Annotated in this window: 17 protein-coding genes; 11 read left to right on the top strand and 6 right to left on the bottom strand. The window is 59.4% G+C overall.

The window, feature by feature from the left end; translation table 11 throughout:
* Nucleotides 1–5: 5 nt before the first annotated feature.
* On the bottom strand, nt 6–590 hold the full coding sequence (locus tag ACOWVD_RS14200) for a nucleotidyltransferase family protein (RefSeq protein ID WP_049239916.1): 585 nt from the start codon (nt 588–590) through the stop codon (nt 6–8).
* A 208-nt stretch (nt 591–798) separates the two neighbouring features.
* Here ACOWVD_RS14200 and ACOWVD_RS14195 point away from each other — a divergent pair, with 208 nt between their 5' ends.
* The 3 genes from ACOWVD_RS14195 to ACOWVD_RS14185 are packed head-to-tail and all read left to right on the top strand — an operon-like array spanning nt 799 to nt 5371.
* Nucleotides 799–3588 carry a xanthine dehydrogenase family protein molybdopterin-binding subunit gene (locus ACOWVD_RS14195; RefSeq protein ID WP_015379039.1) on the top strand — a complete coding sequence of 930 codons (2790 nt, stop codon included), beginning with the start codon at nt 799–801 and terminating at the stop codon, nt 3586–3588.
* On the top strand, nt 3585–4139 hold the full coding sequence (locus ACOWVD_RS14190) for a (2Fe-2S)-binding protein (RefSeq protein WP_063919685.1): 555 nt from the start codon (nt 3585–3587) through the stop codon (nt 4137–4139). Before ACOWVD_RS14195 ends, ACOWVD_RS14190 begins: the two co-directional genes overlap by 4 nt.
* On the top strand, nt 4136–5371 hold the full coding sequence (locus ACOWVD_RS14185; RefSeq protein WP_019456079.1) for a cytochrome c: 1236 nt from the start codon (nt 4136–4138) through the stop codon (nt 5369–5371). The genes ACOWVD_RS14190 and ACOWVD_RS14185 overlap by 4 nt, the downstream gene beginning before the upstream one ends.
* 66 nt (nt 5372–5437) lie before the next feature.
* Here the strand turns inward: ACOWVD_RS14185 and ACOWVD_RS14180 are convergent, their stop codons facing one another.
* Nucleotides 5438–6814, bottom strand: a complete 1377-nt coding sequence (locus tag ACOWVD_RS14180) for an amino acid permease (protein ID WP_004937488.1) — start codon at nt 6812–6814, stop codon at nt 5438–5440.
* Nucleotides 6815–7445: 631 nt separating this feature from the next.
* Here ACOWVD_RS14180 and pdhR point away from each other — a divergent pair.
* The 6 genes from pdhR to yacL all read left to right on the top strand — a co-directional run bounded on the left by pdhR (nt 7446) and on the right by yacL (nt 18208).
* A complete protein-coding gene (gene pdhR, locus ACOWVD_RS14175) occupies nt 7446–8210 on the top strand; it encodes a pyruvate dehydrogenase complex transcriptional repressor PdhR (RefSeq protein WP_004937490.1) in 765 nt (254 codons plus the stop codon).
* Between the two features lie 165 nt (nt 8211–8375).
* Entirely contained in the window at nt 8376–11039 is a 2664-nt protein-coding gene (aceE, locus tag ACOWVD_RS14170) for a pyruvate dehydrogenase (acetyl-transferring), homodimeric type (RefSeq protein ID WP_049239913.1), read from the top strand.
* Between the two features lie 13 nt (nt 11040–11052).
* Complete coding sequence (gene aceF, locus ACOWVD_RS14165; RefSeq protein WP_004937497.1) at nt 11053–12936, top strand: pyruvate dehydrogenase complex dihydrolipoyllysine-residue acetyltransferase; 1884 nt, start codon at nt 11053–11055, stop codon at nt 12934–12936.
* Between the two features lie 233 nt (nt 12937–13169).
* Nucleotides 13170–14594 carry a dihydrolipoyl dehydrogenase gene (gene lpdA, locus ACOWVD_RS14160; RefSeq protein ID WP_004937500.1) on the top strand — a complete coding sequence of 475 codons (1425 nt, stop codon included), beginning with the start codon at nt 13170–13172 and terminating at the stop codon, nt 14592–14594.
* A 514-nt stretch (nt 14595–15108) separates the two neighbouring features.
* Nucleotides 15109–17706, top strand: a complete 2598-nt coding sequence (gene acnB, locus ACOWVD_RS14155; RefSeq protein WP_004937504.1) for a bifunctional aconitate hydratase 2/2-methylisocitrate dehydratase — start codon at nt 15109–15111, stop codon at nt 17704–17706.
* Between the two features lie 139 nt (nt 17707–17845).
* Entirely contained in the window at nt 17846–18208 is a 363-nt protein-coding gene (gene yacL / locus ACOWVD_RS14150; protein WP_004937507.1) for a protein YacL, read from the top strand.
* A gap of 32 nt (nt 18209–18240) precedes the next feature.
* Here yacL and speD read toward each other — a convergent pair whose 3' ends face one another.
* From speD to ACOWVD_RS14135, 3 genes are all read right to left on the bottom strand, one after another.
* Nucleotides 18241–19035, bottom strand: coding sequence for an adenosylmethionine decarboxylase (gene speD, locus ACOWVD_RS14145; protein ID WP_004937510.1), 795 nt, complete (start codon nt 19033–19035; stop codon nt 18241–18243).
* Between the two features lie 27 nt (nt 19036–19062).
* On the bottom strand, nt 19063–19926 hold the full coding sequence (speE, locus tag ACOWVD_RS14140; RefSeq protein WP_004937512.1) for a polyamine aminopropyltransferase: 864 nt from the start codon (nt 19924–19926) through the stop codon (nt 19063–19065).
* Between the two features lie 125 nt (nt 19927–20051).
* The gene (locus tag ACOWVD_RS14135) at nt 20052–20399 is read right to left on the bottom strand and encodes a YacC family pilotin-like protein (RefSeq protein WP_004937515.1); all 348 of its coding nucleotides are present in this window, start codon (nt 20397–20399) and stop codon (nt 20052–20054) included.
* Nucleotides 20400–20616: 217 nt separating this feature from the next.
* On the opposite strand from ACOWVD_RS14135, the gene cueO reads away from it, so the two are divergent.
* Both cueO and hpt read left to right on the top strand, forming a co-directional pair.
* Complete coding sequence (gene cueO, locus ACOWVD_RS14130; RefSeq protein WP_049239912.1) at nt 20617–22260, top strand: multicopper oxidase CueO; 1644 nt, start codon at nt 20617–20619, stop codon at nt 22258–22260.
* Nucleotides 22261–22358: 98 nt separating this feature from the next.
* A complete protein-coding gene (gene hpt / locus ACOWVD_RS14125; protein ID WP_048234659.1) occupies nt 22359–22895 on the top strand; it encodes a hypoxanthine phosphoribosyltransferase in 537 nt (178 codons plus the stop codon).
* Between the two features lie 38 nt (nt 22896–22933).
* Here the strand turns inward: hpt and can are convergent, their stop codons facing one another.
* The gene (gene can / locus ACOWVD_RS14120; protein WP_015379031.1) at nt 22934–23590 is read right to left on the bottom strand and encodes a carbonate dehydratase; all 657 of its coding nucleotides are present in this window, start codon (nt 23588–23590) and stop codon (nt 22934–22936) included.
* Nucleotides 23591–23692: the final 102 nt, after the last annotated feature.

Here is a 23692-nt window from a genome sequence, read left to right as displayed (position 1 = left end):
TGAATTTACTCGCTGGCCGGGAGTTGCGATGGAAGATCAATATCCCGCACGACGCCGGGGTGCTCAAGCGGCAGCAGGTGGACTGCCGCGCCTTGCAGCAGTTCACGCGCGCCATTATCGCCGCGCAGTTGGCAAAGTGGTTTGCGCAATCGGGCGGAAAAGCCGACCGGGTGACCGGGCTGTTGCGCATAACAGGGGCGCACGATCGGGTGCTGCCGTAAGGCATCCGCCACCCGTCGGAAAACGTCGGCGCCGACGAATGGCATATCGGCCAGGTGGATCAGCCAGCCCTGCCAGTGCGGCGTGGCCGCAACGCCTGCTGCGATCGAGTCGCCGAGGCCCGCGCTGGCGAGCAGGGTGACCGGCACCTGGTTGGCGGCGCAGGCTGCCAGTACCGGCAGATTATCCGGCCGGGTCACCACCTGTACCGGCAGGCCGGAGGCCAGCGCCTGGCATAGGGTGTGCTCGAACAGCGAACGCCGCTCGCCCGCCGCATCGGCAAACCCGGCGTTCAATTTGTTGCCCTGGCCGCCGGCCTGAATAAAGCGCTCTCCGCGTCCGGCGGCGGTAATGACAATGCCCGTGGTCATGGTTGAAGTCCGCGTTTGCGCAAATTATTTATTAGCCTACAAACTACCTGTGTTTTGTAAATGTTTTTTTGTTGAAAACAGCCTGTTAATCATCACATAATTTTAGTTATAAGCATATGCTTATGACGTCTACGGCAAGGTCGTCAGCGTTTGCGCAACAACACCGCGCACAAAAACCAATTACAAGAAAGACGTGAAGGACTTACTTATGAGCAATTTCAACCCGTCGCGGCGCCGCTTTATCAAAAGCGCCGTGATTGCGGGGGTCTCCGTGTACCTCGCCCCCCTGTACAGCCGCGCCTACGCCGCGCTGTTCGAGCAAAAAATCCTCCAGTCACCCAACTGGGATCCGCAGGCCAAGCGCGTCCGTTTCCGTATCGACGGCCGCGCCAAGGTCATGGGGCAGAAGGTGTTCGCACGCGATATTCGCGCGGTGGACATGCCGCACTGGCCGCAGAAACAGGCGCACGCCTTCATTCTGCGCGTGACCAAAGCCGACCGGCTGTTCGAAGGGGTCGATCTGTCGCTGCTGGGGGACGATCTGCAGCCCGATCGCCTGGTGACGGCGGAAGATCTGGCGCGCGATGGCCTGGCCTTTCCGGCGTTCTACGGTGACGACATGCTGCTGCCGAACGGCAAAACCCCTGCCTATCTCGGCCAGGCGGTGGCGATCCTGATCTATCACGACTTCGCCCGTTTCCGCTTCGCCAAGGACAAGCTGAAATTCCGTGAGGAAACCATCAAATACGGCGCGGTCACCGGCCCGCTGGAGCGCGATCCCTGGGGCAGTTTCCGTTACGTGCGGGTGGGGGGAGAACAGCCGTTCGACGACGATCGCTTCTCCAGCCTGAAGGATACGCCGATCTTCCCGGTATCGATGAAAAAACACCTGCCGGTGTGGCCGGAAGGGCGCGAGGGCGGCAAGCTGGATCAGGAAGGCATGCGCTATGCGGGCCTGATCGCCGACGAGTTGGCGAATCCGCCGGCCGACTGGCTGGTAATGTCGCGCCGCTACACCACGCAGTCGATCGACACCTCGGCGTTGGAGCCGGACAACGCCAACGGCTGGTTCGACGCGCAGACGCAAACCCTGCATCTGGTGGTGCCGACTCAGTCGCCGCAGGAAGTGGCCGACGAGATGCCGCGCATGCTGGCCAAGCGCAATCCGCCGGTGAAACAGCTGATCCTGCACCCGTGCTACACCGTGGGCTACGGCTCGAAAGATCACTATAACTTCCCGTATTACGGCGCGGTGGCGGCGATGTACGGCGACGGCCACCCGGTGCGCCTGGCCAATGATCGCTTCGAGCAGTTCCAGACGGCGCTGAAGCGTCATGCGTTCGACATGAACTACCGCATCGCGGTGAATAAGCAAACCGGCGTCATGCAGTCGTTCCTCGGTGACATGACCGCGGACGGCGGCGGCCGCAGCAACTTTACCCCTTCGGTGGTGATGGTCGGCGCAACCGCCGCCCAGTCGATTTACTACTTCCCGAAAAGCGATCTGTCGTCGGTCGGGCTGGCCTCACGCGCCATCGACGCCGGCTCGGCGCGCGGTTACGGCACGCTACAGAGCATGGCCGCCACCGAGATGATGGTGGATGAGCTGGCCGCCGAGCTGAAGATCGACCCGATCGAGTTTCGCCTGCGCAACGTGCTGAAATCCGGCATGAAAAACACCCAGGGGGCGATCCCGGCCGGTGCGATCCGCGCCGATGAAGTGCTGGAGAAGGCGGCGAAGCACGAGATGTGGCTCAAGCGCGCCGAACGCAAGGCCGAGTTTGAGAGCCGCCATCCCGGCAAGCGCTATGGCGTCGGCTTCGGCTGCGTGCAGAAAGACTTCGGCACCGGGGCGGAAACCTCGTTCGCCCGGGTGGAGCTGAGCGAAGATGGCCGCATCACGCTGCATCACAGCGGCGCGGAGATGGGCACCGGCATGTCGACCTCGCAGTCGGTATTGTGCGCGCAGTGGCTGGGCAAACCGGCCGACGAAGCCCACTTCTCGGTCACCGACTGGTCGGTATTGCCGATGGTCACCAGCGGCGATCCTTACCTGATGTCGCAGGAGGAGCAGGACAAGCTGCAAACCAACCCCAACTGGACGCCGAGCTACTGTTCGCCGTCGAGCGCCAGCAATTCGGCCTATTACTTCTCGCACAGCACCCGCGAAGCGGCGCGCCTGATCTTCGATCACGGCCTGTGGCCGGCGGCGATGGCGCTGTGGCAGGCCGGCATCGGCGGCGGCCAGGCGGCGCCGCTGGTGGTGCGGCGCGAAGATGCGCGTTGGGTCGAAGGCGGCCTGACGGCGGCGGGCATGTCGGTGCTGAGCCTCGAGCTGCTGGCCAAGACGGCTTATCAGATGGGCGGCGTCACCGGCGCGGCGGTGCACGTCTTCAACCGCTGGCAGTGGGCGGAGGCCGATTTCACGTTGAACGGCAAAAGCGAGCGCCTGCCGATCGACGGCATGGCGCTGCGCAATGCCAACGGTGAATTCAAGCCGCTGGCGCGCGGGCAGGTCTACTACCCGCCGACCCAGCGCAACAATGCGGCAGTGACCTACTACAGCGCCGTCGGCACGCTGGCGGAAGTGGCGGTGGATATCGCCACCGGCCAGGTGGAGTTGTTGAATCACCATTCGATCATGGAGTGCGGCAACCTGATCGTGCCGGAACTGGTTTCCGGCCAGCTGCAGGGCGGGCTGGCGATGGGCATCGGCCATGCGCTGCACGAATATTTACCGCTGTACGAAGACGGCCCGGGCAACGGTACCTGGAACTTCAACCGTTACCACCTGCCGCGCGCCAGCGACGTGGCGGTGTGGAAACAGAGCGGCGATATCCTGCCGGCGCTGTCGGAAACCGATCCGCCGAAAGGCATGGCGGAAGTGGTGATGATCCCGATCGTGGCCGCGCTGGTCAACGCCATCGCCGACGCCACCGGCCACCGTTTCCGTGATTTGCCCGTTCGTGCAGAAAATATTCGTGAGGTATTACAATGAGCATTAAAACCCAGCCGATCTCCCTGACTATCAACGAGAAACCGTACGGCCCGATCGAGGTGCCGGAAGGCTTGATGATGATCGATTTCCTGCACGAGTATCTCGATCTGACCGGTTCTCGCCTCGGTTGCGGGCAGGGCATTTGCCACGCCTGCGTGGCGATCGTCGATCACCCGAGCGGCACCAGCGAAGAGGTGCGTACCTGCATCACCGGCGCGCATTTCTTCAACGGCAAGAAAGTGCGCACCGTCGAGGGCCACGCCAAGGTGGACGAACAGGGCGAGGTGGTTGAGCTGTCGCCGATCCAGCAGGCGTTTCTGGAGCACTACAGCTTCCAGTGCGGCTACTGCACGCCGGGCTTCGTCAATGCCGCCACCATTTTCGTGGAAAAGCTCAAGCGTGAGCCGATTGCCCGCGATCAGCTGGAAAACGCCATCGAGCAGGCGCTGGACAGCCACATCTGCCGCTGCACCGGCTACGTGCGTTACTACGAAGCGGTGCGCGACGTGGTGCTGAAAACGCCGGGGCTGCTGAAGGAGACGGCACAATGAAAAAACGTCTCGCAGGGTTGATTTTGCTGGTGGCGATCGTGGTGATTGCGCTGTTGTGGTGGCGGGAAAACCGCCGTTACGACGGCCCGGTGCAGCAGGTGACTGCCAGCGCCGAACAGATCGCCCGCGGCCGCTATCTGGCGCAGGCCGCCGACTGTGCCGCCTGCCATACCGCCAGCGGCGGGGCGCCGTTGGCCGGCGGCTATCCGCTGGACACGCCGTTCGGCACGATTTACGGCAGCAACCTGACGCCGTCGGCCGATCACGGCATCGGGCGCTGGAGCAAGGACGACTTCTTCCTGGCGCTGACGCAGGGCGTGGCGCCGGGCGGGCGGCACCTGTACCCGGCGATGCCTTACACCTCGTACAAGGGCATTTCGCGTCAGGATGCCGATGACATCTATGCTTACCTGATGACGCGTCCGGCGGTAGACGTGGCCATTCCAGCCAACGAGATGCCGTTCCCGTTCAACCAGCGCATGGCGCTGATCGGCTGGAATCTGCTGTTCCGCAGCCAGGATCCGCTGCCGGCCAGTTCGCAGGGCAGCTCGCCGCAATGGCAGCGCGGCCGCTATCTGGCCGATGTGCTGGGCCACTGTGGTGAATGCCACACGCCACGCGGCGCGCTGGGGCAGATGGATCTCGGCAAGCCGATGCAGGGCGGCGATCTTGGCCGCTTCATGGCGCCGGACATTACGCCGCATGGCCTGGCGCAGCGCGGCTGGACGCCGCAGGACGTCAGCCGCTTCCTCAGCACCGGCCTTGCGCCGCAGGGTTCCGCCTTCAGTGAAATGCATATGGTGGTGGATCTCAGCACCCGTCATTTGACGCCGCAAGACCATCAGGCGCTGGCGCTGTATCTGATGGGCGAGCAGCCGCCGGCGGCAGTGCCGGTAACAGTGGGCCAGGGCAGCGATGCCGGGCGCATGACCTATCTGGATCAGTGCGCCGGCTGCCACGCGCGCGAAGGCGAGGGCAAACCGCACGTCGCGCCGGCGATGCGCGATAACGCCACGCTGCGCCAGGCGGACGGCAAGAATCTGATCGTGTCGGTGCTGGATGGCCTGCCGGCCCAGCAGTTCCCGAACGGTGAAAGCATGCAGAGCATGCCGGGCTTCGGTGAGCGGCTGAGCGATGCCGACGTGGCCGAGCTGGTGAATTACCTGCGTGTGACCTGGGGCGGTTTGCCGGCGGATATCACCGCCGAGCAGGTGAAAGCGCTGCGTAAGTAAGCGGCGTTCAGGCAAAAAAATGGCCCGCATCTGCGGGCCGTTTTATTTATTGCGCGGTCATGGGATTCAACGGCTGGTGACGCCGTCGACGCGTTGGCTGCGCTGTTTGATGGCGTAACCGACGGCCAGGATCGCCACCCACACCGGGATCAGCAGCACCGAGATTTGAATACCCGGCGTCAGGTACATGATCACCAGGATGCCGGCCATGAACAGCAGGCACAGGTAGTTGCTGAACGGGTACCAGAACGCTTTGAACTTCGGCACCACGCCTTCGCGGTTTTTGGCGGCGCGGAACTTCAGGTGCGCCAGGCTGATCATCGCCCAGTTGATCACCAGCGCCGACACCACCAGCGCCATCAGCAGTTCGAAGGCGCGGCCCGGGATCAGGTAGTTAATCAGCACGCACAGCGCGGTAGCGAGGGCGGAGATGCCGATGGCCACCACCGGCACGCCGCGGCCATCGACCTTCAGCAGGCTTTTCGGGCCGTTGCCCTGCTGCGCCAGGCCGTACAGCATGCGGCTGTTGCAGTAGACGCAGCTGTTGTAGACCGACAGCGCGGCGGTGAGCACCACGATGTTCAGCACGGTCGCCACCAGGTTGCTGTTCAGCGCGTGGAAGATCAGCACGAACGGGCTGCCGCCTTCGACCACTTTGCCCCACGGGTACAGCGACAGCAGAATGGCCAGTGAACCGATATAGAAGATCAGGATGCGGTAGATCACCTGATTGGTGGCTTTCGGAATGCTTTTTTGCGGGTTGTCGGCTTCGGCGGCGGTGATGCCGACCAGCTCGAGGCCGCCGAAGGAGAACATGATCACCGCCATCGCCATCACCAGGCCCATGACGCCGTTCGGGAAGAACCCGCCCTGCGCCCACAGGTTGGTGACGGTGGCTTCCGGGCCGCCCATGCCGCTGAACAGCAGGTAGGCGCCGAACACGATCATGCCGATAATCGCCACCACTTTGATGATGGCGAACCAGAACTCCATCTCGCCGTAAACTTTGACGTTGGCCAGGTTGATGGCGTTGATCGCCAGGAAGAATACCGCGGCGGAAACCCAGGTGGGGATCTCCGGCCACCAGTACTGCACGTAGATGCCGACCGCGGTCAGCTCCGCCATCGCCACCAGGACATACAGCACCCAGTAGTTCCAGCCGGAGGCGAAGCCGGCGAAGTTGCCCCAGTATTTGTAGGCGAAGTGGCTGAAGGAGCCGGCGACCGGCTCTTCCACCACCATTTCCCCCAGCTGGCGCATGATCAGAAACGCGATGAAGCCGCCGATGGCGTAGCCGAGGAGCACTGACGGGCCGGCCATTTTTATTGTTTGAGCGATACCGAGAAATAACCCGGTGCCGATTGCGCCACCTAAGGCGATGAGCTGAATATGGCGGTTTTTCAGGCCGCGCTTCAGCTGGTCACCATGCTGTTGACCATCCATCAATCTAACCCTCTGTCGTTGTGAATGCCCACCTGCCTGTAAAGCAGTGGTTACGATGTGTGTTTTGTTTTATTTACGGCGTTATAGCTATTAATTCCACGGCGCCGCTACCGTTTGGCAGAGAATAATGTTATGCGCGTCGGTTTGCACCTGCTTTGTCGTGTGAGTGATTAAGATTGCAGCAGTTTAGGAAACAAAATGCGGGTTGTGTGACGGCAGGGGGGATTCAGTGCATGAAATAAGCAACAAATCACATAATGCGCAAAAATAACGTAGATCTGAACGGTGGGTCGCGTTCAAATAATGAACGAATCGCCGTTGCGCTGCTCGCCAAATAGCCATTCATTAAAGCGTAATAACCATGCAATAAAACTCGGGCAAAAAGTTTGCACTCTGCCTTGCGTAAGGTTTGGTAAAAGTTAAATCCCCAACCCGCCGCGTAAATGGTAATACCATCACGGCGTTACCGGTTTGCAGCGGGGTTTTCAGCGGGGTGTTAAAATGTGCGGGTAACCTGATTTCGATCAAGGCCCGTATGGACAGGAGGTGAATACTTTGTTACTTTACCGTCACGTTTTTGAAATTGGTATTACCAATTGACTCCGCGCCATTCGCAGAGAAGAATTCACTCATGGCCTACAGCAAAATCCGCCAACCCAAGTTGTCAGATGTTATCGAGCAACAGCTCGAATACCTGATCCTCGAGGGGACACTGCGCCCAGGCGAAAAACTGCCTCCGGAGCGCGAGCTGGCGAAACAATTTGATGTCTCCCGTCCTTCTCTGAGAGAGGCCATTCAGCGCCTTGAAGCGAAAGGGCTGCTCCTGCGCCGTCAGGGCGGCGGCACCTTCGTGCAAACTAATCTGTGGCAGAGCTTCAGCGATCCGCTGGCCGAGCTGCTGGCCGACCATCCCGAATCACAGTTCGATCTGCTGGAAACCCGTCACGCGCTGGAAGGCATTGCCGCCTATTACGCGGCGCTGCGCGGCACCGATGAAGATCTGGCGCGCATCCGCGACTGCCACATCGTGATTCAACAGGCTCAAGACAGCGGCGATCTCGACGCCGAAGCCGATGCGGTCATGCAGTATCAAATCGCCGTGACCGAAGCCGCTCACAACGTTGTGTTACTTCACCTGCTACGCTGCATGGGGCCGATGCTGGAACAGAACGTGCGTCAGAACTTTGAATTGCTCTACTCGCGCCGTGAGATGTTGGCAAAAGTGAGCAGCCACCGCGCCGGAATTTTTGAGGCGATTGTGGCACGCGAGCCGGAAAAGGCCCGTGAAGCCTCGCATCGCCACTTGGCGTTTATCGAGGAAATCTTGCTGGATCTCAGCCGGGAGCATACTCGGCGCGAGAGATCGCTGCGGCGTCTCCAGCAACGCAAGGATTAAGAGCTGTCCTCTTCAGGGTACACCAGCCTGCGGGGGTTAAGTTCGAGGTACTTAGTTAAGTACTTAAGCGGCAACTAAACTGATGGGCCTGTCTTCGTGTGTTTTGGCACAGAACACAGGAAGACAGGCTCCAAACAAACCATTAGACAGATAAGGAATACCACCATGTCAGAACGTTTAAACAATGACGTGGATCCGATCGAAACCCGCGACTGGCTGCAGGCGATCGAATCGGTCATCCGTGAAGAGGGTGTTGAGCGAGCTCAGTTTCTGATTGATCAGGTATTGGGAGAAGCCCGCAAAGGCGGCGTTAACGTTGCGGCCGGTGCTGCAGCGCACAACTACGTCAACACCATCGCGGTAGAAGACGAACCGGCTTACCCAGGCAACCTGGATCTGGAACGCCGCATTCGCTCTGCGATCCGTTGGAACGCGATCATGACCGTTCTGCGCGCATCCAAGAAAGACCTGGAGCTGGGCGGCCACATGGCTTCCTTCCAGTCTTCCGCGACCTTCTATGAAGTCTGCTTTAACCACTTCTTCCGCGCACGCAACGAGAAAGACGGCGGCGACCTGGTCTACTTCCAGGGCCACATCTCTCCGGGCGTTTACGCGCGCGCCTTCCTTGAAGGCCGCCTGACCGAAGAACAGATGAACAACTTCCGTCAGGAAGTGCACGGCAACGGCCTGTCCTCTTACCCGCATCCTAAGCTGATGCCGGAATTCTGGCAGTTCCCGACCGTATCCATGGGCCTGGGCCCAATCAGCGCCATCTATCAGGCGAAGTTCCTGAAATACCTGGAACACCGCGGCCTGAAAGACACCTCTGAGCAGACCGTTTACGCCTTCCTGGGCGACGGCGAGATGGATGAGCCGGAATCCAAAGGCGCCATCACCATCGCCACCCGCGAGAAGCTGGACAACCTGGTGTTCGTCATCAACTGCAACCTGCAGCGCCTGGACGGCCCGGTCACCGGTAACGGCAAGATCATCAACGAACTGGAAGGCATCTTCTCCGGCGCAGGCTGGCAGGTGCTGAAAGTGATCTGGGGCGGCCGTTGGGACGAGCTGCTGCGCAAAGACACCAGCGGTAAACTGGTTCAGCTGATGAACGAGACCCTGGACGGCGACTACCAGACCTTCAAATCCAAAGACGGCGCTTACGTGCGCGAGCACTTCTTCGGCCGTTACCCGGAAACCGCGGCGCTGGTCAAAGACATGACCGACGACGAAATCTGGGCGCTGAACCGTGGTGGTCACGATCCGAAGAAAATCTTCGCTGCACTGAAAAAAGCGCAGGACACCAAAGGCAAACCGACCGTTATCCTGGCCCACACCATCAAAGGTTACGGCATGGGTGAAACCGCGGAAGGTAAAAACATCGCTCACCAGGTGAAGAAAATGAACATGGAAGGGGTTCACCACTTCCGCGATCGTTTCAACGTGCCGGTTGCCGATGCTGACATCGAAAAACTGCCGTACATCACCTTCGAGAAAGATTCCGAAGAGTACAAATACCTGCACGAACGTCGCCAGGCGCTGAAAGGCTACGTGCCTACCCGTCTGCCGGAGTTCACCCAGAAGCTGGAAATGCCGGCGCTGGAAGATTTCAGCTCGCTGCTGGAAGAGCAGAACAAAGAGATCTCCACCACTATCGCCTTCGTGCGTGCCCTGAACGTGATGCTGAAGAACAAGTCGATCAAAGATCGCCTGGTGCCAATCATCGCCGACGAAGCGCGTACCTTCGGTATGGAAGGTCTGTTCCGTCAGATCGGTATCTACAGCCCGAACGGCCAGCAGTACACCCCGCAGGACCGTGAGCAGGTTGCTTACTACAAAGAAGACGAGAAAGGCCAAATCCTGCAGGAAGGCATCAACGAACTGGGCGCAGCCTCTTCCTGGCTGGCCGCAGCGACCTCCTACAGCACCAACGATCTGCCGATGATTCCGTTCTACATCTACTACTCGATGTTCGGTTTCCAACGTATCGGCGACCTGTGCTGGGCAGCGGGCGACCAACAGGCGCGCGGCTTCCTGATCGGCGGGACCTCGGGCCGTACTACCCTGAACGGCGAAGGTCTGCAGCACGAAGATGGCCACAGCCACATTCAGTCTCTGACCATCCCTAACTGCATCTCTTACGATCCGGCTTACGCGTACGAAGTGGCGGTGATCATGCACGACGGTCTGGTGCGCATGTATGGCGACAACCCGGAAAACGTGTACTACTACCTGACCACGCTGAACGAAAACTACCACATGCCTGCGATGCCGCAGGGTGCGGAAGAAGGTATCCGCAAGGGTATCTACAAGCTGGAAACGCTGGAAGGCAGCAAAGGCAAGGTGCAGCTGCTGGGCTCCGGCGCCATCCTGCGCCACGTGCGCGAAGCTGCGCAAATCCTGGCGAAGGACTACGGCGTGGGTTCCGACACCTACAGCGTGACCTCGTTCACCGAACTGGCGCGCGACGGCCAGGATTGCGAGCGCTGGAACATGCTGCACCCAACCGAAACGCCACGCGTGCCTTACATCGCTCAGGTGATGAACGACGCGCCGGCGGTAGCCTCTACCGACTACATGAAACTGTTCGCCGAACAGGTTCGTACTTATGTGCCGGCCAGCGATTATCGCGTACTGGGCACCGACGGCTTCGGTCGTTCGGACAGCCGCGAAAACCTGCGTCACCACTTTGAAGTCGATGCGTCCTACGTGGTGGTTGCTGCTCTGGGTGAACTGGCTAAACGCGGTGAGATCGAAGCTTCTGTGGTTGCTGACGCAATCAAGAAATTCGACATCAACCCGGAAAAAGTTAACCCGCGTCTGGCCTAAGAGGTACTGAATAATGTCTATCGAAATCAACGTACCGGACATCGGTGCAGATGAAGTCGAAATCACCGAGATTCTGGTGAAGGTCGGCGATAAAGTTGAAGCGGAACAATCGCTGATCACCGTGGAAGGCGACAAGGCTTCCATGGAAGTGCCCTCCCCGCAGGCGGGCGTGGTGAAAGAGATCAAAGTGGCGGTCGGCGATAAAACCGAAACCGGCAAACTGATCATGATCTTCGAAGCGGCAGGCGCAGCGGAAGCTGCTCCGGCGGCGAAAGCGGAAGAAAAACCGGCGGCAGCAGCAGCTGCCCCGGCTGCCGCTGCGGCCAAAGACGTTGCCGTGCCGGACATCGGCGCCGACGAAGTCGAAGTGACCGAGATCCTGGTGAAAGTGGGCGACAAGGTGGAAGCCGAGCAGTCCCTGATCACTGTGGAAGGCGACAAGGCTTCCATGGAAGTCCCTGCGCCGTTCGCGGGTACCGTGAAAGAGATCAAGATCGCGACCGGCGACAAAGTGAAAACCGGYTCCCTGATCATGGTGTTCGAAGTGGCCGGCGCCGCTTCCGCTGCCGCCCCGGCTGCGGCTGAAGCACCGGCTGCCGCTGCAGCGCCTGCGGCCTCTGCGGCCAAAGACGTCGCCGTGCCGGACATCGGCGGTGACGAAGTCGAAGTGACCGAAGTGATGGTCAAGGTAGGCGACAAGGTTGCCGCCGAGCAGTCTCTGATCACCGTGGAAGGCGACAAGGCCTCTATGGAAGTGCCAGCGCCGTTCGCGGGCACCGTGAAAGAGATCAAGATCGCGACCGGCGACAAAGTGAAAACCGGCTCCCTGATCATGGTGTTCGAAGTGGAAGGCGCTGCGCCTGCCGCTGCCGCCGCGCCAGCCGCTAAAGCGGACGCTGCGCCGGCGCCGGCCGCCGCTAAAGCCGCCGCTCCGGCTGCGAAAGCTGAAGACAAAGGCGAGTTCGCCGAGAACGCGGCCTACGTGCACGCGACTCCGGTCATTCGTCGTCTGGCGCGTGAATTCGGCGTTAACCTGGCGAAAGTGAAAGGCACCGGTCGTAAAGGCCGCATCCTGCGCGAAGACGTTCAGGCTTACGTGAAAGACGCGGTGAAACGCGCTGAAGCGGCCCCGGCTGCTGCCGGCGGCGGTCTGCCGGGCATGCTGCCATGGCCGAAAGTGGACTTCAGCAAGTTCGGCGAGATCGAAGAAGTCGAAATGGGCCGCATCCAGAAGATCTCTGGCGCGAACCTGAGCCGCAACTGGGTGATGATCCCGCACGTGACTCACTTCGACAAAACCGACATCACCGATCTGGAAGCGTTCCGCAAGCAGCAGAACGAAGAAGCGGCCAAGCGCAAGCTGGACGTGAAGTTCACGCCTGTCGTGTTCATCATGAAAGCCGTTGCTGCCGCTCTGGAGCAGATGCCGCGCTTCAACAGCTCGCTGTCCGAAGATGGCCAGAAGCTGACGCTGAAGAAATACATCAACATCGGCGTGGCGGTAGATACCCCGAACGGCCTGGTGGTTCCGGTGTTCAAGGACGTGAACAAGAAGAGCATCACCGAGCTGTCTCGCGAGCTGATGACCATCTCCAAGAAAGCGCGCGACGGCAAGCTGACCGCGGGCGAGATGCAGGGCGGCTGCTTCACCATCTCCAGCCTGGGCGGTATCGGGACGACTCACTTCGCGCCGATCGTCAACGCGCCGGAAGTGGCTATCCTGGGCGTCTCCAAGTCTGCGATGGAGCCGGTCTGGAACGGTAAAGAGTTCATGCCGCGCCTGATGATGCCGATGTCGCTGTCCTTCGACCACCGCGTTATCGACGGTGCCGATGGTGCGCGCTTCATCACCATCATCAACAACATGTTGTCCGACATTCGCCGTCTGGTGATGTAATGCAAAAGGGGCGCAGCATGCTGCGCCCCTGACGATTCTGTAGCAGTTTTGTCGGATTTTGCATAACTCGACAAAATTGTTGAGACACGGGTCACTCGAACACGCTTTGCAGATTATTAACAATTCTGTAAACTGCTCGCGGTGTAAGCGTCCCGGTGGATGAAGGGCGTTATGAGATCGATTAGCAATAAAAATGACGTCTGACCCGCCGGACAATCAATTAAGAGGTCATGATGAGTACTGAAATTAAAACTCAGGTCGTGGTACTTGGGGCGGGCCCGGCAGGTTACTCTGCAGCCTTTCGTTGCGCTGACTTAGGTCTTGAAACCGTTCTGGTTGAACGTTATTCCACTCTGGGCGGGGTTTGCCTGAACGTGGGATGTATCCCTTCCAAAGCACTGCTGCACGTTGCCAAAGTGATCGAAGAAGCCAAAGCGCTGGCCGAACACGGCATCGTTTTCGGCGAGCCGAAAACCGACATCGACAAAGTGCGCGTCTGGAAAGAAAAAGTCATCACTCAGCTGACCGGCGGTCTGGCTGGCATGGCCAAAGGCCGTAAAGTGAAAGTGGTCAACGGCCTGGGCAAGTTCACCGGCGCTAACACCCTGGTTGTGGAAGGCGAAAACGGCCCAACCACCATCAACTTCGACAACGCCATCATCGCCGCAGGTTCTCGTCCGATCCAACTGCCATTCATTCCTCATGAAGATCCACGCGTGTGGGATTCTACCGATGCGCTGGAACTGAAAACCGTCCCAGAGCGTCTGCTGGTTATGGGCGGCGGCATCATCGGCCTGGAAATGGGCACCGTATACCATGCGCTGGGTTCACAGATCGACGTGGTTGAAATGTTCGATCAGGTTATCCCGGCGGCAGATAAAGACGTGGTGAAAGTCTTCACCAAACGTATCAGCAAGCAGTTCAACCTGATGCTGGAAACCAAAGTGACCGCGGTAGAAGCCAAAGAAGACGGCATCTACGTCACGATGGAAGGTAAAAAAGCGCCGGCAGAACCACAGCGTTACGACGCGGTGCTGGTGGCGATCGGCCGCGTGCCGAACGGCAAACTGCTGGATGCCGGCAAAGCCGGTGTTGAAGTTGACGAGCGTGGCTTTATCAACGTCGACAAACAGCTGCGCACCAACGTGCCGCACATCTTCGCCATCGGCGACATCGTCGGCCAGCCGATGCTGGCGCACAAAGGCGTGCACGAAGGCCACGTCGCCGCAGAAGTTATCGCCGGCATGAAGCACTACTTCGATCCGAAAGTGATCCCATCCATCGCTTACACCGAGCCGGAAGTGGCGTGGGTGGGTCTGACCGAGAAAGAAGCGAAAGAGAAAGGCATCAGCTACGAAACCTCCACCTTCCCGTGGGCGGCTTCCGGCCGTGCGATCGCTTCCGACTGTGCAGACGGCATGACCAAACTGATCTTCGACAAAGAAACTCACCGCATCATCGGTGGCGCGATTGTCGGCACCAACGGCGGCGAGCTGCTGGGTGAAATCGGTCTGGCTATCGAGATGGGCTGCGACGCGGAAGACATCGCGCTGACCATCCACGCTCACCCGACCCTGCACGAATCCGTGGGCCTGGCGGCGGAAATCTACGAAGGCAGCATCACCGATCTGCCTAACCCGAAAGCCAAGAAGAAGTAATTCTGCTGGTTTGACCGGTCATCAAGCGGCTCCTGAAAAGGGGCCGTTTTTTTTTGCTCAGATGCAGAACGCGGTTTTTTGTGGCCGCTGCGCCAAATTCCGATCCTTATGCTTATATCCACCCTAATTATATGGATATAATGTCCTGCTAGTCCGGCAGCCGATTACGCTGCGCTCAACGATTCAGCAAAGATTTAATGTTGCTTTTATGTGAACGAATTAACAACCGTTTCAAATCCTGATATGCTGGCTGAGCGGAACCGGGCACTGTACCTTACAGTCCAGGACATCGACAGCAGTGCCCCGTCAGGATAGATGGCATCAATATCGCCGTGCGCTCTACCCATCAGTCTTTCATGCTGTAACGCTGTTTGACCGTGCTTGTTTGCCCCAATCACCGTTTCGGGGCCTTTACGGGCCGATCGCCTAGCCACAGAGTGAAACCCAAAGGGTATAAACCCGGTTTGCATATACGCCAGGCACAATAAATGACAATGAGAGCGAGGAGAACGTCGTGCTAGAAGAATACCGTAAGCACGTAGCCGAGCGTGCTGCTGAGGGCATCGCCCCTAAGCCGCTAGACGCCACCCAAATGGCCGCGCTGGTCGAACTACTGAAGAATCCGCCAAAAGGCGAAGAAGAATTCCTGTTAGACCTGCTGATTAACCGTGTTCCACCGGGCGTCGACGAAGCCGCCTACGTCAAAGCAGGTTTCCTGGCGGCCATCGCCAAAGGTGAAGCGACATCCCCCCTGGTTACCCCCGAGAAAGCCATTGAACTGTTAGGCACCATGCAGGGTGGCTATAACATTCATCCGCTGATCGAAGCGCTGGACAACGAGAAGCTGGCGCCGATCGCCGCCAAAGCGCTGTCCCACACGCTGCTGATGTTCGACAACTTCTACGACGTGGAAGAGAAGGCCAAGGCCGGTAACCCGCACGCCAAACAGATCATGCAGTCCTGGGCCGACGCCGAATGGTACCTGTCGCGCCCGGAGCTGGCGGAAAAGATCACCGTCACCGTGTTCAAAGTCACCGGCGAAACCAACACCGACGACCTGTCTCCGGCGCCGGACGCCTGGTCGCGCCCGGACATCCCGCTGCACGCGCTGGCGATGCTGAAAAACGAACGTGAAGGCATCGTGCCGGATCAGCCTGGCAGCGTCGGCCCGATCAAACAGATCGAGCTGCTGAACAAGAAAGGCTTCCCGCTGGCCTACGTCGGCGACGTGGTCGGCACCGGCTCCTCCCGTAAATCCGCCACCAACTCGGTGCTGTGGTTCATGGGCGACGACATCCCGCACGTGCCGAACAAGCGCGGCGGCGGCGTGGTGCTGGGCGGCAAGATTGCGCCTATCTTCTTCAACACCATGGAAGATGCCGGCGCTTTGCCGATCGAAGTGGACGTGTCCGAGCTGAACATGGGCGACGTGATTGACGTTTACCCGTACAAAGGTGAAGTGCGCAACCACGAAACCGGCGCGCTGATCGCCAACTTCGAGCTGAAAACCGACGTGCTGCTGGATGAAGTGCGCGCCGGCGGCCGTATCCCGCTGATCATCGGCCGCGGCCTGACCACCAAGGCGCGCGAAGCGCTGGGCCTGCCGCACAGCGACGTGTTCCGCATCGCCAAACCGGTTGCCGCCAGCAGCAAAGGCTTCTCGCTGGCGCAGAAAATGGTCGGCCGCGCCTGCGGCGTCGCCGGCATTCGCCCTGGCGAATACTGCGAACCGAAGATGACCTCCGTCGGCTCTCAGGACACCACTGGCCCGATGACCCGCGATGAGCTGAAAGACCTGGCCTGCCTCGGCTTCTCCGCCGATCTGGTCATGCAGTCGTTCTGCCACACCGCCGCGTACCCGAAACCGGTCGACGTGACCACGCACCACACGCTGCCTGATTTCATCATGAACCGCGGCGGCGTCTCGCTGCGCCCGGGCGACGGCGTGATCCACTCCTGGCTGAACCGCATGCTGCTGCCTGACACCGTCGGCACCGGCGGCGATTCCCACACCCGCTTCCCGATCGGCATCTCCTTCCCGGCCGGTTCCGGCCTGGTGGCGTTTGCCGCCGCGACCGGCGTGATGCCGCTGGATATGCCTGAGTCGGTGCTGGTGCGCTTCAAAGGCAAAATGCAACCGGGCATCACCCTGCGCGATTTGGTGCACGCCATCCCTTACTACGCGATCCAGCAAGGTCTGCTGACCGTCGAGAAGAAGGGCAAGAAAAACATCTTCTCCGGCCGCATTCTGGAGATCGAAGGCCTGCCGGATCTGAAGGTCGAGCAGGCGTTTGAGCTGACTGATGCGTCCGCCGAACGTTCCGCCGCCGGTTGTACCATCAAGCTGGACAAGGCGCCGATCGAAGAGTACCTGAACTCCAACATCGTGCTGCTGAAGTGGATGATCTCCGAAGGCTACGGCGATCGCCGTACGCTGGAGCGCCGTATTCAGGGCATGGAAAAATGGCTGGCGGATCCGCAACTGCTGGAAGGCGATGCGGATGCGGAATACGCAGCGGTGATCGACATCGATCTGAACGAGATCAAAGAGCCGATCCTGTGTGCGCCGAACGATCCTGACGACGCACGCCTGCTGTCCGACGTGGCCAACAGCAAGATCGATGAAGTGTTCATCGGCTCTTGCATGACCAACATCGGCCACTTCCGCGCGGCCGGCAAGCTGCTGGATCAGCACAAGGGCCAGTTGCCGACCCGTCTGTGGGTGGCGCCGCCAACCAAGATGGATGCGGCTCAGCTGACCGAAGAAGGCTACTACAGCGTCTTCGGCAAGAGCGGCGCGCGTATCGAGATCCCGGGCTGCTCACTGTGCATGGGCAACCAGGCGCGCGTGGCGGACGGCGCGACGGTGGTTTCCACCTCAACCCGTAACTTCCCGAACCGTCTGGGCACCGGCGCTAACGTCTATCTGGCGTCTGCCGAACTGGCCGCGGTAGCGTCCCTGCTGGGCCGCCTGCCGACGCCGGACGAGTACCAGACCTATATGGCGCAGGTCGACAAGACGGCGGCGGATACCTACCGCTACCTGAACTTTGACCAGCTGGGGCAGTACACCGAAAAAGCCGACGGCGTGATCTTCCAAACCGCCGTTTAAGCCGCTATATTGCGCAACTGTTTAACGGGAGGCCTTGGCCTCCCGTTTTATTTTGCTCAGTTGCCAACTTTGCGAGCGCTCACTGAGTTAGTCCGCCATTTATGTTTACACTAAGAAAAAGGGCTCAGGAGGGCATGCTATGGATTACGAATTTCTGCGTGACGTCACCGGTCAGGTGATCGTCAGATTTTCGATGGGGCATGAGGCGATTGGCCACTGGATCAACGAAGAAGTCAAAGGCGATTTCAACCTGCTGGACCGCATTGAAGCCGGTGCGGCCGAGGTCAAAGGCAGCGAGCGTCAATGGCAGCTGGAAGGCCATGAATATACGCTGCTGATGGATGGTGAAGAAGTGATGATCCGCGCCAATCAGCTGGAGTTCGAGGGCGATGAAATGGAAGAGGGGATGAACTATTACGACGAAGAAAGCCTCTCATTCTGCGGCGTTGAGGATTTCCTGCTGGTGTTGAAAGCCTATCGTTCTTTCATGCTGAAGTACTAAGCATCAGGGCGCGGCGTGCCGCGCCCTTTCCATCACAGATGCGGAATATTGCGGCCGTAATAGATTTCCTGCATCTCTTTCCATAACAGATCGGTGATCTGCTTGCGTTCGGCGGCGCTCAACGCCTCCGGCTCCGCGTTAAACAGGTAGTGCTTCAGATCGAAGTCCTTCAGCAACATCTTGGTATGGAAGATATTTTCCTGGTAAACGTTCACGTCCATCATGTGGTACAGCGCCTTGATGTCTTCCGACATAAAGTTCTGGATCGAATTGATCTCATGATCGATGTAATGTTTCACGCCGTTCACGTCGCGGGTAAAACCGCGCACGCGATAGTCCATGGTGACGATGTCGGATTCCAACTGGTGAATTAAGTAGTTCAGCGCCTTGAGGGGCGAAATGACGCCGCAGGTCGAGACCTCGATATCGGCGCGGAAGGTGCACAACCCGCCTTCCGGATGGCTTTCCGGGTAGGTGTGCACGCAGATATGGCTCTTGTCCAGGTGCGCGACGACCGTATTCGGCAGTGGACCGGGGTGTTCCGACGTATCGACGTCTTTCGGATCGATCGGCTCTTCGCTGACCAGGATGGTGACGCTGGCGCCCTGCGGCTCGTAGTCCTGACGCGCGATGTTCAGAATATTGGCGCCGATGATCGAGCAGGTTTCGCTCAGGATCTCGGTTAACCGGTTGGCGTTATATTGTTCGTCTATGTAGGCGATATAGCCGTCGCGATCGTCCGCGGTTTTGGCGTAACAAATATCGTAAATACAAAAACTCAGGCTCTTGGTCAGGTTGTTGAAGCCGTGCAGTTTTAGCTTATGCAATTTGGGCCACCTCCTTTATCTTCTCGCTTAACGTGTTACGTTCAGGGCATTGAGCAAATATTGCGGCAGGGCAAAGCTGCCGACGTGAATTGCCGGGTTGTAATAACGGCAGTGTAGGCCGCTTTGGTTAAAGCGCTGTTGCAGGGCAGGCAGATCGCGCTGGCGCAGCGCCGGGTCCTGGCTCGCCCAGGCAAAGGTCATGATGCCGCCGTAATAGGTCGGGATCGCCGCCTGATAGAAGCTGACGTCGCTAAAGTAGCGGCTCAGTTTGGCGTGGCTGTTGACCGCCTCGTCCTGCTGCAGGAAACAGACGCCGTTCTGCGCGACGAAAATGCCGCCCTCATTCAGGCAGCGGGCGCAGCCTTCATAAAACGCCGAGGTGAACAGGCTTTCGCCGGGGCCGATCGGATCGGTGCAGTCGGAGATGATCACATCGAACGTTTCGTCGGTTTGATTCACGAAGTTGACGCCGTCGTCGATCACCAGCTTGAAGCGCGGATCGTCATAGGCGCCGGCGCTGTGGTTGGGCAGGTATTGGCGGCAGAACTCGACGACGCCGGCGTCGATCTCGACCATGGTGATCTGCTCCACGCCAGGGTGCCGGCTGACTTCGCGCAGCATGCCGCCGTCGCCGCCGCCGATGATCAGCACTTTCTTCGCCCGGCCGTGCGCCAGCAGCGGCACGTGGGTCAGCATTTCGTGATAGATGAACTCGTCACGCTCGGTGGTTTGCACCACGCCGTCGAGCGCCATCACGCGCCCCAGCTCCGGGTTCTCGAAGATCACCAGATCCTGATGATCGGTCTTCTCGCGGTACAGCACCTTCTCTACCGAGAAGTACTGGCCGAAGCCCGTATGCAGCGTTTCGTACCAAATTTCTTTCTGGGTCATGTGCGGGAAACTCCGTAATAACAGCCATGAAAAATCGGCGCAACATCATAGCTAACTCTGCCTGGCGATGCACGGTTGAATTTCAGACAGAGAGAGCGTTAAGCGGATGGGAGAAGGGGAAAGAATTAATTGGCGTAGGCCAGCAGGCTCAACGAGTCGCGCGCCAGCGATTTGCACTTCTTGGGCGTTGGAATGGCGATGCCGCTGAGATCGCGATAGCTGTCTTCGCCCAGCGCCTTCATATTGAAACTGTTGTAGTTGCTCAAATCCCAGCGGTTTTGTTGCGCGAAATAGACAATGGCGCGTTTGATTTGCGCGTTTGGCAAATCGTTGTAGCCGCAATCATTTTTCAAATAAATAAATACCGCCGTCAGATCGGCCAGATCTTCCGCCTCGGATTCATTCAGCGCCAGACTGGCGTTGGAGAAGCCCAGCATCGCCAGCAACAGCATCGATAACGTTGTTTTTTTCATCATGAAATAGGCCTGTTTGTCGTCTGCTGACGTTACCACACTTGTCTGTAAAGGCACCAAATTTTATTGCCGGCGGGCCGGCGTCGCGCTTGCCAGTCACACTCTCTTGATTGTGAGGCATAGCTTAAAATACCGCCAGGAAAGGCTTGACCTTCCGCCAGGGGGAAGGTTTAGGCTGGCGGCATTGAGTTATGTCACTGAGAAAAGGGAGTCAGCGATGTTACGCCGTGATTTTATTAAATTAACCGCCGCGCTGGGCGCGGCGAGCGCATTGCCGTTATGGAGCCGAGCCGCCTGGGCGGCCGATAGGCCGGCCCTGCCGGTACCGCCGTTGTTGACGCCCGACGCGCAGGGAAAGATTGCGCTGGCGCTGCAGGCGGGGGAAACCCGCTGGTTGCCCGGCGCCGTCACCAAAACCTGGGGATTCAACGGCGCGCTGCTCGGGCCGGCGGTGAAGCTGCAGCGTGGCCAGCCGGTGACGGTCGATATCAAAAACCGCCTGGCGGAGGCCAGTACCGTCCACTGGCACGGCCTGGAAATTCCCGGCGACGTCGATGGCGGCCCGCAGGCGCTGATCCATCCCGGCGCGACGCGCACGGTGAATTTCACCGTTGATCAACCGGCGGCCACCTGCTGGTTCCACCCGCATACCCACGGTAAAACCGGCAGTCAGGTGATGATGGGGCTGGCGGGGCTGGTGCTGCTGGAAGACGATGAAAGCGCCAAACTGCCGCTGCCGAAAACCTGGGGGCAGGATGACATTCCGGTGATCCTGCAGGATAAGCGGCTGGGCAAAGACGCGCAGATCGAATACCGCCTGGACGTGATGAGCGCGGCGGTGGGCTGGTTTGGCGATCGCATGTTCACCAACGGCGCGCAGTATCCGCAACATCTGGCGCCGCGCGGCTGGCTGCGTCTGCGTTTCCTCAACGGTTGTAACGCCCGCTCGCTGAATCTGGCTGCCAGTGACAACCGTCCGCTGTACGTTATCGCCAGCGACGGCGGTTTCCTGGCGGAGCCGGTGAAGCTGACCGAGCTGCCGATGCTGATGGGCGAACGCTTTGAAGTACTGGTCGATGCCTCGGATGGGAAAGCATTCGATATCGTGACGCTGCCGGTGAAGCAGATGGGCATGACGTTGGCGCCGTTCGATCAACCGCTGCCGGTGCTGCGCATTCAGCCCTCGCTGGCGCAGGGCATTAAAGCCATGCCGGATAGCCTGGTGAAGCTGCCGACATTGCCTGCTATCACCGGCATCCAGGAGCGCTGGCTACAGCTGATGATGGATCCGCAGCTGGATATGCTCGGCATGCAGGCGCTGATGGATCGTTATGGCCACCAGGCGATGGCCGGCATGAGCATGAATCATGGCGCGATGGGCGGTGGCGACATGAAAGGCATGGAAAAGGGCGGCATGCAGGGCATGGATCACGGCAACATGAAAGGCATGGATCATGGCAAGATGGCCGGGATGGATCACGGCGGCGCGCAGGGCAAAGCCAAACCGTTCGACTTCAGCCACGGCAACATGATCAACGGCAAGGCCTTCGACATGACCAAGCCGATGTTCGCCGCCAAACGGGGCCAGTATGAGAAATGGACCATTTCCGGCGAGGGCGACATGATGTTGCACCCGTTCCACATTCACGGCACCCAGTTCCGTATCCTGTCGGAAAACGGTAAACCGCCGGCGGCGCATCGCAGCGGCTGGAAGGACACGGTGCGCGTCGAAGGGTGGCGCAGCGAAGTGCTGGTGCGCTTCGATCATCCGGCAAGCAGCGAACATGCGTATATGGCCCACTGCCACCTGTTGGAACACGAAGATACCGGCATGATGATGGGCTTCACCGTCGCCGATTGATCGCGGTCCGGCGCTCATGTGGCGGCGCGCTCGCGTCGCCACCGGCGAAAGGCTATGCTAAACTCCGCACCTTTCTTCCGGCAACTGACCTGAATACTATGAAACACACTGTAGACGTAATGATTTCCGAGCAGGAAGTTAAGACCCGTATCGCCGAACTTGGCCGCCAGATCACCGAGCATTACCGCGACAGCGGCAGCGACATGGTGCTGGTCGGGCTGCTGCGCGGCTCCTTCATGTTCATGGCCGATCTGTGCCGCGCGATCGACGTGCCGCACGAAGTCGACTTTATGACCGCCTCCAGCTACGGCAGCGGCATGTCCACCACCCGCGACGTGAAGATCCTCAAGGATCTGGACGAAGACATTCGCGGCAAAGACGTGCTGATCGTGGAAGACATCATCGATTCCGGTAACACGCTGAACAAAGTGCGCGAGATTTTGGCGCTGCGCGGGCCGAAGTCGCTGGCGATTTGCACCTTGCTGGACAAACCTGAGCGCCGTGAAGTGCAGGTGCCGGTTGAATATGTCGGCTTCTCGATCCCGGATGAGTTCGTGGTGGGGTATGGCATCGACTACGCTCAGCGTTATCGTCACCTGCCGTACGTCGGCAAAGTGGTGCTGCTGGACGAGTAATTGGATGTGGGGCGCGGCAAGCCGCGCCCGCGGCGGGGTTATACGCCTTTATCCTGCTTCAGTTTGGCTATCGCTTTGCGGTAGCCCATCTCCAGGCTCTCGCGGCTGGTCGCCAGCACTTCCATATCGCGCAGGCGGCCGTCCTGAATGCCGTACACCCAACCGTGGATCATCACCTTCTGGCCGCGCTTCCAGGCCGATTGCATGATGGTGGAGTGGCCCAGGTTGTACACCTGTTCAATGACGTTGATCTCGCACAGCATGTCGAAACGCTGTTCCGGCGGCAGCTCGCCCAGCAGCGAGCTGTGCTTGTACCACAGATCGCGAATGTGCAGCAGCCAGTTGTCGATCAAACCCAGCTCCGGGTTTTCCACCGCCGCCTGCACGCCGCCGCAGCCCAGGTGGCCACAGATGATGATGTGTTCGACTTCCAGCACATCTACCGCATACTGCACCACCGACAGGCAGTTAAGATCGGTGTGGATAACGAGGTTCGCCACGTTGCGATGGACGAACAGTTCACCCGGCTCGAGGCCGGTCAGGCGTTCTGCGGGAACGCGGCTGTCAGAGCAACCAATCCATAAGAAGCGGGGCTTTTGCGCCTGGGCTAAACGTTCAAAAAAATCCGGGTCTTCCTGACTGATATTGGCCGACCAGGCCTGGTTGTTGGCGATAAGCTCTTCGATTTCTTTCATGGAGGTGATTGACCCGTAACGGACAGATTGCGTTGGGGTAATATAGGGTAAGCGTCACAATTTGGAAATCGGAACAGTGGTGCAGCCTCATTTAGCGCACGG

Origin of the sequence: Serratia sp. SA088, assembly GCF_049065515.1 — a bacterium.
GTDB classification, from domain to species: Bacteria; Pseudomonadota; Gammaproteobacteria; order Enterobacterales; family Enterobacteriaceae; genus Serratia; species Serratia nematodiphila.
Note: the sequence above shows the minus strand (reverse complement) of the source record. Positions and strands in the feature narration are given on the sequence as shown.

Coding starts and splice junctions, on each gene's coding strand:
- ACOWVD_RS14200 (WP_049239916.1), bottom strand. CDS start 590: ATGACCACGGGCATTGTCATTACCGCCGCCGGACGCGGAGAGCGCTTT.
- ACOWVD_RS14195 (WP_015379039.1), top strand. CDS start 799: ATGAGCAATTTCAACCCGTCGCGGCGCCGCTTTATCAAAAGCGCCGTG.
- ACOWVD_RS14190 (WP_063919685.1), top strand. CDS start 3,585: ATGAGCATTAAAACCCAGCCGATCTCCCTGACTATCAACGAGAAACCG.
- ACOWVD_RS14185 (WP_019456079.1), top strand. CDS start 4,136: ATGAAAAAACGTCTCGCAGGGTTGATTTTGCTGGTGGCGATCGTGGTG.
- ACOWVD_RS14180 (WP_004937488.1), bottom strand. CDS start 6,814: ATGGATGGTCAACAGCATGGTGACCAGCTGAAGCGCGGCCTGAAAAAC.
- pdhR (WP_004937490.1), top strand. CDS start 7,446: ATGGCCTACAGCAAAATCCGCCAACCCAAGTTGTCAGATGTTATCGAG.
- aceE (WP_049239913.1), top strand. CDS start 8,376: ATGTCAGAACGTTTAAACAATGACGTGGATCCGATCGAAACCCGCGAC.
- lpdA (WP_004937500.1), top strand. CDS start 13,170: ATGAGTACTGAAATTAAAACTCAGGTCGTGGTACTTGGGGCGGGCCCG.
- yacL (WP_004937507.1), top strand. CDS start 17,846: ATGGATTACGAATTTCTGCGTGACGTCACCGGTCAGGTGATCGTCAGA.
- speE (WP_004937512.1), bottom strand. CDS start 19,926: ATGACCCAGAAAGAAATTTGGTACGAAACGCTGCATACGGGCTTCGGC.
- ACOWVD_RS14135 (WP_004937515.1), bottom strand. CDS start 20,399: ATGAAAAAAACAACGTTATCGATGCTGTTGCTGGCGATGCTGGGCTTC.
- cueO (WP_049239912.1), top strand. CDS start 20,617: ATGTTACGCCGTGATTTTATTAAATTAACCGCCGCGCTGGGCGCGGCG.
- hpt (WP_048234659.1), top strand. CDS start 22,359: ATGAAACACACTGTAGACGTAATGATTTCCGAGCAGGAAGTTAAGACC.
- can (WP_015379031.1), bottom strand. CDS start 23,590: ATGAAAGAAATCGAAGAGCTTATCGCCAACAACCAGGCCTGGTCGGCC.